The sequence below is a fragment of the Allobosea sp. 05T439 genome, from assembly GCF_056396005.1.
Genome location: NZ_JBFTKP010000029.1, coordinates 43,471 through 56,415, shown reverse-complemented (window position 1 = coordinate 56,415; position 12,945 = coordinate 43,471). Strand labels below are relative to the sequence as shown.

Sequence of the window (12,945 nt, the reverse complement as noted above, 5' to 3'; positions counted from 1 at the left end):
CGCTAGAGAACGGCTCCGAGGAATTGCTGCAGTTCAGGAGTCTTCGGCGCACCGAAGAACTCCTCGGGTGGCCCCTGCTCGTGAATGCGTCCCTGGTGGAAATAGACCACCCGGCTCGCCGCCTTCCTCGCAAAAGCCATTTCGTGTGTGACAAGCAGCATGGTCATGCCGGACCGCGACAGGCCCTCCATGACCTTGAGCACCTCGCCCGTCAGTTCCGGATCGAGCGCCGATGTGACCTCGTCGAAGAGCATCACCTTCGGACGCATGGCCAGGCTGCGCGCGATCGCGACACGCTGCTGCTGCCCGCCTGAGAGCTGCTCCGGGAAGGCGTCGTATTTCTCGGCCAGCCCGACCTCGGCGAGCACGGAACGGGCGATATCCGAAGCCTCGGCCTTGCCGATCTTCTTCACCAGCCTGGGCGCCAGCTCGATGTTCTTACCGACCGTCAGATGCGGAAAGAGATTGTAAGACTGGAACACCATGCCGACATCCTGGCGCAGCGCACGCAGGGCCTCCTCACCCGGAGCAAGCGCGTGACCGGCAACGATGATCTGCCCGGAATCAGGCGTCTCCAAGCCGTTCAGACAACGCAGGAAGGTGCTCTTGCCCGAGCCGCTGCGGCCGATCACCGCGATCAGCTCCCCTTCGGAAACACTCAGCGAGACACCGTCGAGGACGGTGAGCGATCCGAACGACTTGCGAACGTCCTCAGCTACGACGACCGGCATGGAGCCTCCTCTCGAGCCGCTGGCTCATCACGCTCAGCGGCCAGCACATGGCGAAGTAAAGAAGTGCGACAGAGCCGAAGACCCAGAAGGGCTGGAATGTCACGTTGTTCATGAGGGTGCCGGCCCGCGTCAGCTCGACAAAGCCGATGATCGACGCCACCGAGGTGTTCTTGACGATCTGCACCATGAAGCCGACCGTCGGCGGTACCGCCAGCCTGACGGCCTGCGGCAGCACGACATAGATCATGCGCTGCGCCGGTTTCAGCGCGAGCGAGGACGCCGCCTCCCATTGCTGGCGCGGCACGGCCTCGATACAGCCTCGCCAGATGTCGCCCAGAAAGGCACTGGCATAGACCGTCATCCCGAGCGCCGCCGCCACGAGGGGTGGAAAGCGCAAGCCGAGGAACGGCAGGCCGTAGAAGACGAGGAAGAGCACGATCAGCACCGGCGTGCCCTGCACCACGCTGATCCAGCCGGCTGCGATGTTCCTGAGCATGGCGTTGCGCGACACCCGCATCAGCGCGACGACCATGCCGATCGCGCCGCCGCCAATKAAGGCCAGCAGCGAGAGCAGCACGGTCCAGCGCGCCGCCTCGACGAGAAAGGTGAATTCGGCAGGACCGAAGGAACGGATCATCGACGCACCGCCACCGCGCGACGGCGCGGAAACAGGAACCGGCCGGCGAGATCGAAGCTCAGGCGGAACAGCATCGTGAGGCCGAGATAGAAGCCGGCGAGGATGATGTAGACCTCCATCGAGCGATAGGTGCGGCTGTCGATCAGGGCTCCCGCAGAGGACAGTTCCTCGACGGAAATCTGGGAGAGGATCGATGAGGCAAGCATGGTGAGGACGAACTGGCTCGACAGCGCCGGCCAGACCCGCTCCAGGGCCGGCAGAAGCACGACGTGGAGCAGAATGTCGCGGCGCCTCAGTCCGAGTGCCGCACCGGCCTCGATCTGCGAGCGATGGGTGGCCTCGATTCCAGCGCGAATGATCTCTGCCGAATAGGCGCCGAGATTGAGGGTGAGCGCGATCAGCCCGGCCTGGATCGCCGTGATCTGAATGCCCAGGCCGGGAAGCCCGAAGAAGACGAGGAAGAGCTGGACGATGAAGGGCGTGTTGCGCATGCCCTCGACATATCCGGCTGCAAGAACGCGCAGGAGCCGGCTGCGTGCGCTGCGCGCGACCGCGCACAGGACGCCGATGACCACGCCGAGCACGATAGCGACAGCGGAGATCCAGACGGTCTGCAGAAGGCCGCTCAGGAGCGTGTCTAATTGCGCCCAAACGTCGGAAAAGACGAGGCTTGGCATAGTGCTGACATTTCGATCGCGGGAGAAGACGAAGCCGGTGCGCCGCCGGGGCGCACCGGCGCGCTAGCTCAGAAGACCGGGAGTTCCGGCAGAGGCGCGTTGAGCCACTTCTTGGAGATTTCGTCGAGCTCTCCAGAGTTCTTCATGAACCAGATCGTGTTGTTGAGCCACTGATGCAGCTCCATCTGGTCCTTGCGGACAGCCATCGAGTTGGGCTGCAGCGCGAAGGCAAACTTGAGCTCGGCGTTGGCGCCCTTGTTCTGACCCAGAATCTGATTGACCGTGGTGTCCGGAAGGGCCGCGGCATCGACCTGGCGGCTGAAGACCGCCTGGGCGCAGATCGCATCGTCATCGAAGCGCACGATGTTCGTACCCGGCATCGCCATGCGCGTCAGCGTGGTGTCCTGCGGGCTGCCGCGCGGAACCGCGACGCGCTTGCCGGCGAGATCAGCCAGAGACTTCGCGGCCAGATCGTTCGCGCCCATGATCGACATGCGGAAGGCGCTGTAAGGCATCGGGAAGACGATGGTCTTGGCGCGCTCCGGCGTCGGTCCGAGCGTCGCGACCAGCAGGTCCACACGCTTGGCCTGCAAGGCGGGAATGCGTGCCGGCGGCGCCAGCGCGGTGATCTCCGCCTTCACGCCCATGTATTTGGCGATGAGATTGGCGACATCGACATCGTAGCCCGATGCTTCGCCGCGCTCATTGACGATACCGAAAGGCGGCACGCCCGACACGACACCGATGGCAATGCTGCCGCGCTTGGTGAATTCCTCAGGCGTCGAGGCGCTGGCTGTCGTCGTGCTTGCAGTGACCGCAGCAGCGGCGGCCGTCCCCAAGGCTAGCGCGCCCAAAGCGGCGCGGCGTGACGGATTATGCTCGTCCATGCACTTTCTCCATGTCGCGTTTCCATGAGCCGGGCTTCTAGAACGTTCCAGCTTCGAACTGGAACGTTCCATATGACCAAATCGGTGTCAAGCCCATGAACGCTTCCATCCAGCTCATGGCTCTCCGCCCGCCAGCAAGAGCCGCCGAAAGCCTCTTCGAATTCTGGAGATCCAGGGCACAGCCGAGGCAAGCGAGCGATGCAGATGGCTGGTTCTCGCGCCTGGCGTGATGGCGCCTGCAGCGCGCCTGTGAGGTTGCATGCGAGCCGCCCCTGGTCGGTCGATCCAGGACTGAACGAACACTCCGGAAACCACCGCGCACGTGCCGCGCGATTTTTCCCGGGGGGCAGCTCAATTCTGCGAACAAGCAGGAATTCACCCTATACAACCTAAGCGAGAAACCTCAGGTTTAAGAGCAGCGCGGTGAGAAAATCTGCGAGCGGGGGAAATTGGCATGGCATGCCTTGATGTCGTTGATGCCCCCCACTGGATTCATCACGTCCTGGTCACGACGGACGATGTGAATCTGCGCCTCAAGCTCGACGCCATGGATGCGTGGCTCAGTCTGCGGGGAATCCCCTATCGCGTTGTCGCCCTGCCCAGGGACAAGATGGCGATACGGCTCTGCTTCCTGGAAGAGGAATCTGCCCACGCCTTCAAGGCGTTTGCCGGCGGGCTGAGTGTCCCCTCCGACGAGACGACCCTCGCGCTGGCTGCGGATCCCGCCAATGATGATTTCTATCAGGTGCTTGAACACCGGTTGGCTGATTGAGGCCGGATAGCGCTCGCCGCCCAAGGCCAGATCATCAGACCGGATATCGTATCCGGTCTGATGATCTGGCCTTCTGTGTTTGCATCGGCTTTTCCGAAAACCGCGATCCACTTTTCGGGCCGATGCTTTAGCCTGACGTCGACAACCCGCGCGGACACCCAGCCCGCTCATTTCGCGCTGTCCAGGATTCCGAGGTCACAGCGGTCCTGAGGACGGCCGCCTGACGTGAGCCCGGCGCGAACCAGCGCCCGAGAGATTTGCCGGGCCCGGCTTGGATCAGCGAAGGCGCCTGCCTTCAAGCGCCTCGACGATGGCCTTATAGCCCCGAGCGCGGGCATGTTGCAGCGGCGTAAGGCCGTCCCGATCAGCAATCMCGGGATTGGCGCCGGCAGCGACCAGGGCCCGCACGGTCGCGACATGCCGTGGGCCGCCATTGCCGAGCACCACCGCCTCCATCAGCGCTGTCCAGCCGAGATTGTTGACGTGATCGAGGGGCGCCTTCGCCTTGATCAGCTCTTCTACGATGCCCTCATGGCCGAGATGGGCGGCGGCGATCAGCGCGGTGCCGTCATAGCGGCTGGTGACGAGGGTCGCGGCCGCGCCCGCGGCGAGCAGAGCCTTCAACGTCGGCACATCGTCACTGACTGCGACGATGGTGACGGCATCATAACGCTGGTGGTCGAGAAGCGCCGGGTTCGCTCCCGCGACGATCAGGGCGCACGCCACGGCCCCCTGCCCGCGAAAGGCCGCGACATGGAGCGGCGTGCGGCCGTTCCCGTCCCGGGCGTTCAGGTCAGCCCCCGTCGCGGCAAGGTGGTTGACCCGGGCGACGTCGCCGGACGCGGCAGCGGCGTGGAGGCCCTGATAGGCGGACAATTCCGCGGCACTCGGCGGCGTCTGCGCCCGCACTTGGCCCGACAGGGTCGCGACCGCGAGGATTACGGCGGCGAACAGCGTTCTCGACATTGCCCCACTCCGACGATCCCGAAGACGGCCGAGCGCCGGCCGCCTTCATCGACATGCCTAAGAATAGTCTCAGCGCAGCTTCGCCTTCACCTTCTCGATGCCGGCATTGGCGCATTCTTCATCAAGATGCCCCCCGGGAGCGCCCCCGACCCCGACCGCACCGATGACCTCGTCACCGACCTTGACCGGCACGCCGCCGCCGAGCAGCAGGAAGCCTTCGATCGACGCAAGATGACGAGCGGCCGGATTCTTCTCGGCGCCCTCCGCGATCGCCGAGGTAGCGTTGCGGGCAGAGGCAGAGGTGAAAGCCTTGGCGCGGCTGGCCTCGACAGTGTGCGGCCCGGCCCGATCGGCGCGAAGCACGGCGCGCACGAGCCCGGCACGATCGACGACGGTCGCCGTCACATTGAAATTCTTGGCCGCGCAAGCCTCGACGGTGGCCTGGGCGAGTTCCTGGGCGATGGCCAGCGGCATGTTCCGTTCCTGAAGAACCTGAGCCCCGGCGACGACGGGGACAAGCGCAAGGGCTGCGGCGGCAGCAAGGCGGATCATGGACATGATTTCTCCGGTACTGAGCGTGATCGAACCCTGTGCTCGACGGAGAAAGGTTAGCCCGAGGCGGCGGCGAAGATTATCGGTGCGGTGCCGGAGCCATCTCCGTAATCATACGGAGACCTGCCGGAGGCCGAGCCCTAAAGCGCGGCCCGCACCATGGCGGCAACCGAGGTCGCGCCAAGCTTTACCCCGATATTGGCACGATGGGTCTCGACCGTGCGGGGCGAGAGGTCGAGAGCGCGTGCGATCTCCTTGGTCGACCGGCCCTGCGCTACCAGATCGAGAATTTCGCGCTCGCGTGGGGTCAGGCGAGCGAGCAGTGCGGCCCGCTCGGTCCGCTCTGCCTGATCCCGGCTCAGGTCGTCGCGCTGCGCGAAACCGGCCTCGATCGCTTCGAGCAGAACCTGCTCATCGACCGGCTTGGTCAGAAAATCGACGGCCCCGGCCTTGAATGCGCGCCGGCAGGCGGTGACATCGCCATGGCCGGTGATCACAACCGTCGGCATACGTACTGCCGCGGTGGCCATCCGTTCGAGCAGCTGCAGACCCGAGACCCCCGGCATGCGGATATCGACGACCACGCAGCCATCCTGCCGCGGATCCGGGCGATCAAGGAAAGCCTGCGCGCTCGAAAACGGCTTCGCGGCGAATCCCATGGTCTTCAACAGCAGGGTCAACGCTTCCCTGACATCGCTGTCGTCATCCACCAGATAGACCGTGCGTGCAGCCGGCTTCATTCCGCAGCAACCTTCCGCTCCGCGATCAAGACGGGGATACGGATCGTGAAGACGGCCCCACTCGCCGCTCCGTTCCGGACTTCCATGCGTCCGGCCGCGCTTTCGACCAAGCGCTCGCATAATGGCAGGCCAAGGCCCATTCCGCCGCTCTTGGTCGTGAAGAACGGCTCGAAGAGGCGCGCCATATCGGCATCCGCGATGCCGCTCCCCTGATCCGCGACCGAAATCACCGCCTCCCCCGCAACCTCCCGGACCCTGATCGTGATCACGCGCCGCTCCTCCGGCATCGCGTCGAGCGCCTCGGCAGCGTTTCGAACCAGATTATGCACGACCTGCTCGATGGAAACGCGATCCACCACCGCCCATGGCGGAATGGGGCTCAGCTCCAGCCGCAACGTGATCGCGCGCTCCTGCAGGTCGCGTTCGACCAGTTCGACCACATTGCGGGTAATCTGGTTGAGATCTGCAGGCTGCCGGACCGGATCACGTCGTKAGACATAGGCCCTCAGCCGCTCCAATATCTCGCCCGCCCTCCGCGCGTGACGGACATTGGCCTCAAGCACGCTCACGAGTTCGTCGGGGGTTTTCCCTCCCGACCGAGCCAGGCGAAGGCCCGCCTGGCTCTGGCTGAGGATCGCCGTCAGGGGTTGGGTTATCTCATGGGCAATGCCGGACGCCATTTCACCGACTGTATTGACCCGCATCGCATGGGCCAGCCGGGCCTCATGCTGGTGCAGGCGCATGGCCTCCCTTGCGCCCGCCGTTCGCCGTCTCTCGCGCCGGATCACCAGCAACAGGAAGACCGCGAGCCCCGTCGCGGTCAGGACGACGAATGCGGTGCGCGGCGGGAGGAGATCCGCCAGAACCGGCTGCCCGGCGAGGTGCAGCACGAGCGGCTGTGACCGACTGCCCAGCGCCCTTTCATAGGTGAGACGGGGGATCACTCCCTGTTCGGGAAGGGTTACCCCGGTCTGAACGAGGATCGCTCCGGCAGCATCCCGAAGCACGAGAGCGATCTCGTGCGGCTGGCCGCCCTCCGGTTCGACCAGGAGCTTGCCGTCGATCACCAGGATGAGCGCGCGGACTTCGGACGCAGTGTCGGGAAGGCGCTTGACCAGCGCGTAGAACGGCGTCCCCCCTCGGCTGGCGACCGTCCCAGCCTGCCCTGGCCCGAGTTCGCGGAGCTTTCCCGCAAGCGCCGCCATGTCGAAATCCCGGAGAGCAGATGGTGGGCTGCCGACATCCATTTCGGATGACTTGGGGAAATCGATCAGGGCGACAGCAGCGATGCGGGGATAGAAGCGCTGCATCGCCTCGACCACAGCCTGGAAGGTTGCGGATGATGCATCCGAGCTTGCGAGGACTGCTGCGAGGCTGGTCAGATGGGCGTCATGCTGATCGACGCGCTGCGACAGGACGCGGTGCAGCGTGCCGCCATCCCGCTCCAGCCCGTCCCGCACCCGGACGAATTCGGTAGCAGCCGCCAGGGCAAGGGCGATGAGCGCCAGCGGTATCCATAATCCGAGAAACGCGAGGAACCGTTGCTTCACGAGGGTGCGCCTAGTTTAGGCCAACCTATCGCGCAAGCCGTTCGCAGTCACCGTCGCGCTCGCCGAGCCGAAACAGCCAGCCTGTCCAGCCTCTCGCTTCCCACATCAGGCAGGATGCCAGAGGATGCGCGAGGCGGCGTTGAGCCTCGCGCATCGGCCTGTTTCAGAGATGACCGGCCTGGTCATCCGCCCTGCGGCCACCCCGGATATGGCCGGCCGGGTCGTCGGCGCCGCGGGCGCGACGTACGTCGCCGACCGGATTGTCTGCCCCACGCCCACGCCGGGCCTGGCCGACTGCATCGTCCGCACCCCGGCCCTGCCGCACATGGCCAGCCGGATCGTCCGCTCCACGCCCACGCCGGGCCTGGCCGACTGCATCGTCCGCACCCCGGCCCTGCCGCACATGGCCGGCCGGATCGTCCGCTCCACGCCCACGCCGGGCCTGACCGACCGCATCGTCCGCACCCCGTCCCTGCCGCACATGGCCGGCCGGATCATCCGCTCCACGCCCATGCCGAGCCTGACCTACAGCGTTATCAGCACCGCGACCGCCTCGGGCATGACCGGCTCCATCATCGGCGCCGCGGCCACGCGCATCGGCTGCGCTGCCACCGCCGCTCGACGAACCGCCGAGACCACCACCGCTGTCGCCACCGCGGCCGCTGCCGCCGCTACTGCCGCTGGAGCCTGAGCCGGAGCCGGAGCCACTTCCGCCGCCACTGCCTCCGCTGCCTCCGCCAGAGCCGCCGCTGCCACCACCGGAGCCTCCACCGCTCCCTCCGCCTCCAGAACCACCTCCGCCGCCGCCTCCGCCGCCACCTCCCCCGCCGCCGTCGCGCGCCAGGATGACGCGGGCCGCGTCCTCATGCGAGGTCGCACTCTTGTGAGCTGGGGAATCGTTCTCGCCCTCACCGCTCCGGGACAGGGCTGACGCCCCCAGGCGGATGATGCCTTCCAGGTGAGGCGAGCTGTCGTCACGGATGGCGGCGCTCGCGCCCTGCGAGCCGGTGGTCGCCACCAGGATGGTGGTCGCCAGCATAAGTGATCGCAATGTCATGGTCGTATCTCCTTGCCATAGCCACCGCCGATCATTCTCTCCTCGGTGACGGAGCAGAGCCTGCGCGCCCTCGAACCTCGCCAGCCTGACGCGGCCTGTCAGGGAAATGTCAGCTTGGGTGTCGTAGCTTCGAAAGCTACCATGCGACATTCACGCAACATCGCCCTGTGGCGCGCGGTTCCGGCCCTCGCGGTCGTATTTGCGCTCGTCACGACAAGCCCGGCCTGGATCGCCCCCTCCTTTGCCAAGGATGGCGGAGGCGATGGCGGCGGGGGCGGCGGCGGTTCTGGCGGCGGTGGGGGGGGCGGCGGTGGCGGCGGCGGCTCCGGAGGCTCCGGAGGTGGAGGTGGCTCCGGAGGCGGAAGCGGAGGTAGCGGTTCCGGCGGCGGCGGCTCCGGCGGTGGCAGCGGTGGCTCCAGCGGCGKCTCCGGATCCAGCGGCGGCGGAGGCTCCGGCAACAGCGGAAGCAATTCCGGCAGCGGCAGATCGGGCCATGACGGCGGGTCCGCCGCGAGCCAGAATTCGGGAGACAATCAGCGTGGTCGCTCGGGTCGCGGCGGCAGGAACGGCGAGGATGCCGTCAGCACCGGCCAGCACTGGGGCAATACGAGTGCCGATTTCGCACGTCAGGCGACCCAGGGAGGACAGGTCGTGTCGCTCGGCGCCGTCCTGTCAGTGGTGCGCGCGGCTGTTCCCGGTGACGTGCTCGAGGTCGATCTGCGCCTCGCGCCCACGGGCGAATGGCGCTATGAACTACTGGTTCTCGACGGCGCAGGCCGCTACCGCGAAGTCGTAGTCGACGCCCGGCGCAACCGGATCCTCCAAATGCGGAGGCGATGATGAGAATTCTCGTCGTGGAGGACGAACGGCGCATCGCCAGCGATGTCGCCTCCGCGCTCACGGAAGCCGGCTATGTTCCGGAGGTCGTCCATGATGGAGAGGCCGCCTGGTTTCGCGCCGAGACGGACGATTTCGATGCGCTCGTGCTCGACCTTGGCCTGCCGAAGCTCGACGGGCTCTCGGTTGTCCGCAAGCTGCGGGCAGCCTCGGTCAGGACACCTATTCTGATCCTCACCGCGCGCGGCGCCTGGATGGAGCGCGTCGAAGGCATAGACGCCGGCGCCGACGACTATCTGCCCAAGCCGTTTCAGGCCGAGGAACTGGTCGCCCGGGTCGGCGCACTCATTCGCAGAGCTGGCGGTCACCTGACGCCTCAACTGGTCTATCGAGACCTCAATATCGACACGCGCCGCAGAACGGTTGCGGTTGGCGGGCGCAATGTCGAGCTGTCTCCGCTGGAATATCGGCTGCTGCGCTACCTCGTGCATAATCAGGGGCGGGTTGTGTCGCAGGGCGAATTGATCGACCATGTCTATGGCGGCGATCACGAACCCGACAGCAACGCTGTCGAAGTGCTGGTCGGGCGCTTGCGCCGGAAGGTCGGGGCGGAGACGATCGGCACCCGGCGTGGCCATGGCTACATCATCGGGGGCTGAGGCGATGAGCTCGGGCTCGATCCGCAAGCGCATCCTGACGATCGCAGCCCTGACGATTGCCGTGACGCTCGCGGCCGCAGGCGCAGCGCTCATCTTGGTGTTCGAGCAGCATGTCCTGAAGCGCATCGCGATCGAGCTGGAGATCCGCTCCAGCGAACTCGCCAAGGCGTTCGAGCTCGATGCGGACGGCAACCCGCTGATCAACCACGATCTCGCCGATGCGCGCTATCAGCTGCCCTATGGCGGCGCCTACTGGCAGATCAGCGAAGGGGCGGTGCAGCATCTGCGCTCGCGCTCGCTCTGGGACCAGATCCTCGATACGAGCACGGCCAAGGGGGAGGACAAGAGCAAGGGCGCGTTCGAGATCGACGGGCCGAACAACTCCGAGCTCTACGTCCTCGAACGCTCGGTGAAGCTCGATGGCGCCGATGGCCCACGGACGTTCCAGCTGGCCGTCGCGCTTGATCATGCCGATATCGGCGAACTGCGCCACGCCTTCTCCCTCGATGTCGCCAAGATCCTGTTCCTGCTCGCATTGTTGCTGATCGGTGGGGCCTGGCTGCAGATGCGGTTCGGCCTGCGCCCCCTTCATCAGCTACGCGCGAGTCTCACCGCCGTGCGCGAAGGCCGCACATCGCGCCTGACAGGTACCCTTCCCGAGGAGATCAAGCCGCTGGTCGATGATCTGAACAGGCTGCTCGATCGCCAGGATGAGCTGGTGCGCAAGGCGCGCGACAGGGCGGGCCTGTTGGCCCACGGGCTGAAGACGCCGCTCACGATCCTGTCGAGCGAAGTGGCGCGCCTTGAAAAGTCCGGACAGCACGCGCATGCAGCCATTCTGCGTGAACAATGCGAAGCGATCGGCGCACATGTCGAGCGCGAGCTTGCGCGAGCGCGGACGCACGGTGCGATCCAGGCAGTGAGCATGAGAACGCTCGTGCTGCCGATCGTTAACCGGCTGGTCGATCTGATGAGCCGCATCGACAGCGCCGACAGCATCAGCTGGAGCGTCACGATTCCCGAACACGTCAGCGCCGCGATGGAAACCGACGACTTCGCCGAGGTCGTCGGCAATCTGCTCGACAATGCGCGCAAATGGGCACGCAGCGCCGTTACGGTGCAGGTCCACACCGCTGACGGCGGCAGCACCGTTCTCTCGGTCAGCGATGATGGGCCCGGCGTGCCGGGAGACCGACGCCAACTGATCCTGCAACGTGGCGTCCACTTCGCTCCGGACAGTCATCATTCATCCGGACTGGGCCTTGCAATCGTCTCGGATACATTGGCCGAGTACGGCCGGGAACTGATCATCGCCGACACCGAAACGGGCTGCACCATCTCGTTCGAAATCGAGCCGCCCCGGCGCAGCGAACGAAGGCAGGGCGATGGCACAGCGAAGCCGAGACCGGCAGTCATCCCCTCGGTTGCGCGGGCTGCCGAATGAAGCCCGGGCCGTAGCGCAGTCACAGCCGCAATCGCGTCAGATATGAATGGCGTGGCCGAGCGCCTTCAGCGCCGCCTCCTGCACGGCCTCGCCAAGCGTCGGATGGGCGTGGATCGTTCCGGCGATATCCTCGAGCGTTGCGCCCATCTCGATGGCGAGCCCGAACGCCGCGCTGAGTTCGGAGACGGATTGCCCGACTGCCTGGATACCCAGGATCACATGGGTGTTGGCCTGCGCGACGATGCGCACAAAGCCCTGCTCGCTGTGGAGCGTCATCGCACGGCCGCTGGCAGCCAGCGGAAACTGCCCGGTCTTAATTTCGAAGCCGGCGCGACGCGCCTCGCCCGGTGAAAAACCGGCCGAGACGATTTCCGGATCGGTGAAGCAGATCGCCGGAATGCAACGCTTGTCCCAGGCGCGCGGCAGGCCGGCGACGATCTCCGCCACCAACTCGCCCTGCGCCATGGCGCGGTGCGCCAGCATCGGCTCGCCGGTGACATCCCCGATCGCATGGATACCGCGCATCGAGGTCTCGCAGCGCTCGCCGATGCGGATGAAGCTGCCATCCATGTCGAGCACCAGTTCCTCGAGCCCGAGATCGGACAGCACCGGCTTGCGGCCAACGGTGACGAGTGTCGCGTCCGCCGCGATCCGCCGTTCCTCGCCTTCCGCCGTCTCCACCAGCAGGGACTTGCCGTCCGGAGTCGCGCCGCGCGCCTTCGCCCCGAGCAGAAGCCCGACGCCGAGCCTCGACAGCGATCTCTCGACCGGCGCGGTCAGCTCGGCATCGTAAAGCGGAAGAATCCGTGGCAACGCCTCGACGAGGGTGACCTGCGAGCCGAGCTTCGCAAAGGCGATCCCGAGTTCCAGGCCGATATAGCCGGCACCGACGACCGCCAGCCGCCCCGGAACCGCGGGCAGCGACAATGCCTGCGTCGACGAGATCACAGTGCCGCCAAAGGGCAGGAAGGGCAGCTCGACCGGCGCAGAGCCGGTGGCGATGACGATTGTTTCGGCCCGGATCAGCTTCGGGCCCGTCTCGGTCTCGACGGCAACGGTCTTGCCGTCGCGAAAGCGAGCCCGGCCATGCACGATCTTGACTTTGGACTTGCGCAAGAGCGCGGCGACGCCGTTGTTCAGGCGCTGGACGATCCCGTCCTTCCAGCCGATGGCCTGCTTAAAATCGAGCGCCGGCGCCGAGGCCGTGAGCCCGAACGGCGTCTTGCCCTGCGCGGCCGTGGCCAGCTTCTCATATTCATCGGCGACATGGATCAGCGCCTTGGACGGAATGCAGCCGACATTGAGGCAGCTGCCGCCAAGCTTCGTGCTCTCGACGATCACGGTGTCGATGCCGAGCTGGCCAGCCCTGATGGCGCAGACATAACCGCCCGGGCCCGCGCCGATGACAAGCAGTTTGCAGGTGATCTCGGTCATGG

Annotated in this window: 14 protein-coding genes; 5 read left to right on the top strand and 9 right to left on the bottom strand. The window is 66.0% G+C overall.

Annotated elements, in window-relative coordinates; translation table 11 throughout:
- Positions 1–2 precede the first annotated feature (2 nt).
- The 4 genes from AC1DIO_RS25810 to AC1DIO_RS25795 all read right to left on the bottom strand — a co-directional run bounded on the left by AC1DIO_RS25810 (position 3) and on the right by AC1DIO_RS25795 (position 2,932).
- Complete coding sequence (locus AC1DIO_RS25810) at positions 3–731, bottom strand: amino acid ABC transporter ATP-binding protein (RefSeq protein WP_069877795.1); 729 nt, start codon at positions 729–731, stop codon at positions 3–5.
- Positions 712–1,368 carry an amino acid ABC transporter permease gene (locus tag AC1DIO_RS25805; protein ID WP_476854282.1) on the bottom strand — a complete coding sequence of 219 codons (657 nt, stop codon included), beginning with the start codon at positions 1,366–1,368 and terminating at the stop codon, positions 712–714. Before AC1DIO_RS25805 ends, AC1DIO_RS25810 begins: the two co-directional genes overlap by 20 nt.
- The gene (locus tag AC1DIO_RS25800) at positions 1,365–2,045 is read right to left on the bottom strand and encodes an amino acid ABC transporter permease (RefSeq protein WP_441490266.1); all 681 of its coding nucleotides are present in this window, start codon (positions 2,043–2,045) and stop codon (positions 1,365–1,367) included. Before AC1DIO_RS25800 ends, AC1DIO_RS25805 begins: the two co-directional genes overlap by 4 nt.
- 68 nt (positions 2,046–2,113) lie before the next feature.
- Positions 2,114–2,932, bottom strand: a complete 819-nt coding sequence (locus AC1DIO_RS25795; protein ID WP_069877798.1) for a transporter substrate-binding domain-containing protein — start codon at positions 2,930–2,932, stop codon at positions 2,114–2,116.
- Positions 2,933–3,386: 454 nt separating this feature from the next.
- Between AC1DIO_RS25795 and AC1DIO_RS25790 the strand changes: the two genes are divergently transcribed.
- Positions 3,387–3,704: a hypothetical protein gene (locus tag AC1DIO_RS25790; RefSeq protein ID WP_441507858.1), complete on the top strand. Its 318-nt coding sequence runs from the start codon at positions 3,387–3,389 to the stop codon at positions 3,702–3,704.
- Between the two features lie 276 nt (positions 3,705–3,980).
- Here AC1DIO_RS25790 and AC1DIO_RS25785 read toward each other — a convergent pair whose 3' ends face one another.
- The 4 genes from AC1DIO_RS25785 to AC1DIO_RS25770 all read right to left on the bottom strand — a co-directional run bounded on the left by AC1DIO_RS25785 (position 3,981) and on the right by AC1DIO_RS25770 (position 7,512).
- On the bottom strand, positions 3,981–4,670 hold the full coding sequence (locus tag AC1DIO_RS25785; RefSeq protein WP_476854281.1) for an ankyrin repeat domain-containing protein: 690 nt from the start codon (positions 4,668–4,670) through the stop codon (positions 3,981–3,983).
- Between the two features lie 69 nt (positions 4,671–4,739).
- The gene (locus tag AC1DIO_RS25780; RefSeq protein WP_441490269.1) at positions 4,740–5,228 is read right to left on the bottom strand and encodes a GlcG/HbpS family heme-binding protein; all 489 of its coding nucleotides are present in this window, start codon (positions 5,226–5,228) and stop codon (positions 4,740–4,742) included.
- 134 nt (positions 5,229–5,362) lie between these two features.
- Positions 5,363–5,962 carry a response regulator transcription factor gene (locus AC1DIO_RS25775; protein ID WP_441507856.1) on the bottom strand — a complete coding sequence of 200 codons (600 nt, stop codon included), beginning with the start codon at positions 5,960–5,962 and terminating at the stop codon, positions 5,363–5,365.
- Positions 5,959–7,512 (bottom strand): sensor histidine kinase, encoded by a 1,554-nt coding sequence (locus AC1DIO_RS25770; protein ID WP_476854280.1) that lies wholly within the window; start codon positions 7,510–7,512, stop codon positions 5,959–5,961. The genes AC1DIO_RS25775 and AC1DIO_RS25770 overlap by 4 nt, the downstream gene beginning before the upstream one ends.
- Positions 7,513–7,636: 124 nt before the next feature.
- Here AC1DIO_RS25770 and AC1DIO_RS25765 point away from each other — a divergent pair, with 124 nt between their 5' ends.
- From AC1DIO_RS25765 to AC1DIO_RS25750, 4 genes are all read left to right on the top strand, one after another.
- Positions 7,637–8,203 carry a hypothetical protein gene (locus AC1DIO_RS25765; protein ID WP_476776570.1) on the top strand — a complete coding sequence of 189 codons (567 nt, stop codon included), beginning with the start codon at positions 7,637–7,639 and terminating at the stop codon, positions 8,201–8,203.
- Between the two features lie 507 nt (positions 8,204–8,710).
- Entirely contained in the window at positions 8,711–9,409 is a 699-nt protein-coding gene (locus tag AC1DIO_RS25760) for a PepSY domain-containing protein (RefSeq protein WP_476854279.1), read from the top strand.
- Positions 9,409–10,065 carry a response regulator transcription factor gene (locus AC1DIO_RS25755; protein ID WP_441507852.1) on the top strand — a complete coding sequence of 219 codons (657 nt, stop codon included), beginning with the start codon at positions 9,409–9,411 and terminating at the stop codon, positions 10,063–10,065. Before AC1DIO_RS25760 ends, AC1DIO_RS25755 begins: the two co-directional genes overlap by 1 nt.
- Positions 10,043–11,509, top strand: a complete 1,467-nt coding sequence (locus AC1DIO_RS25750; RefSeq protein ID WP_476768629.1) for an ATP-binding protein — start codon at positions 10,043–10,045, stop codon at positions 11,507–11,509. The genes AC1DIO_RS25755 and AC1DIO_RS25750 overlap by 23 nt, the downstream gene beginning before the upstream one ends.
- A 36-nt stretch (positions 11,510–11,545) precedes the next feature.
- On the opposite strand, the gene lpdA is transcribed toward AC1DIO_RS25750, so the two are convergent.
- Entirely contained in the window at positions 11,546–12,943 is a 1,398-nt protein-coding gene (gene lpdA / locus AC1DIO_RS25745; protein ID WP_441507850.1) for a dihydrolipoyl dehydrogenase, read from the bottom strand.
- Positions 12,944–12,945: the final 2 nt, after the last annotated feature.

Coding starts and splice junctions, on each gene's coding strand:
- AC1DIO_RS25810 (WP_069877795.1), bottom strand. CDS start 731: ATGCCGGTCGTCGTAGCTGAGGACGTTCGCAAGTCGTTCGGATCGCTC.
- AC1DIO_RS25800 (WP_441490266.1), bottom strand. CDS start 2,045: ATGCCAAGCCTCGTCTTTTCCGACGTTTGGGCGCAATTAGACACGCTC.
- AC1DIO_RS25795 (WP_069877798.1), bottom strand. CDS start 2,932: ATGGACGAGCATAATCCGTCACGCCGCGCCGCTTTGGGCGCGCTAGCC.
- AC1DIO_RS25790 (WP_441507858.1), top strand. CDS start 3,387: ATGGCATGCCTTGATGTCGTTGATGCCCCCCACTGGATTCATCACGTC.
- AC1DIO_RS25780 (WP_441490269.1), bottom strand. CDS start 5,228: ATGTCCATGATCCGCCTTGCTGCCGCCGCAGCCCTTGCGCTTGTCCCC.
- AC1DIO_RS25775 (WP_441507856.1), bottom strand. CDS start 5,962: ATGAAGCCGGCTGCACGCACGGTCTATCTGGTGGATGACGACAGCGAT.
- AC1DIO_RS25765 (WP_476776570.1), top strand. CDS start 7,637: ATGCGCGAGGCGGCGTTGAGCCTCGCGCATCGGCCTGTTTCAGAGATG.
- AC1DIO_RS25755 (WP_441507852.1), top strand. CDS start 9,409: ATGAGAATTCTCGTCGTGGAGGACGAACGGCGCATCGCCAGCGATGTC.
- AC1DIO_RS25750 (WP_476768629.1), top strand. CDS start 10,043: ATGGCTACATCATCGGGGGCTGAGGCGATGAGCTCGGGCTCGATCCGC.
- lpdA (WP_441507850.1), bottom strand. CDS start 12,943: ATGACCGAGATCACCTGCAAACTGCTTGTCATCGGCGCGGGCCCGGGC.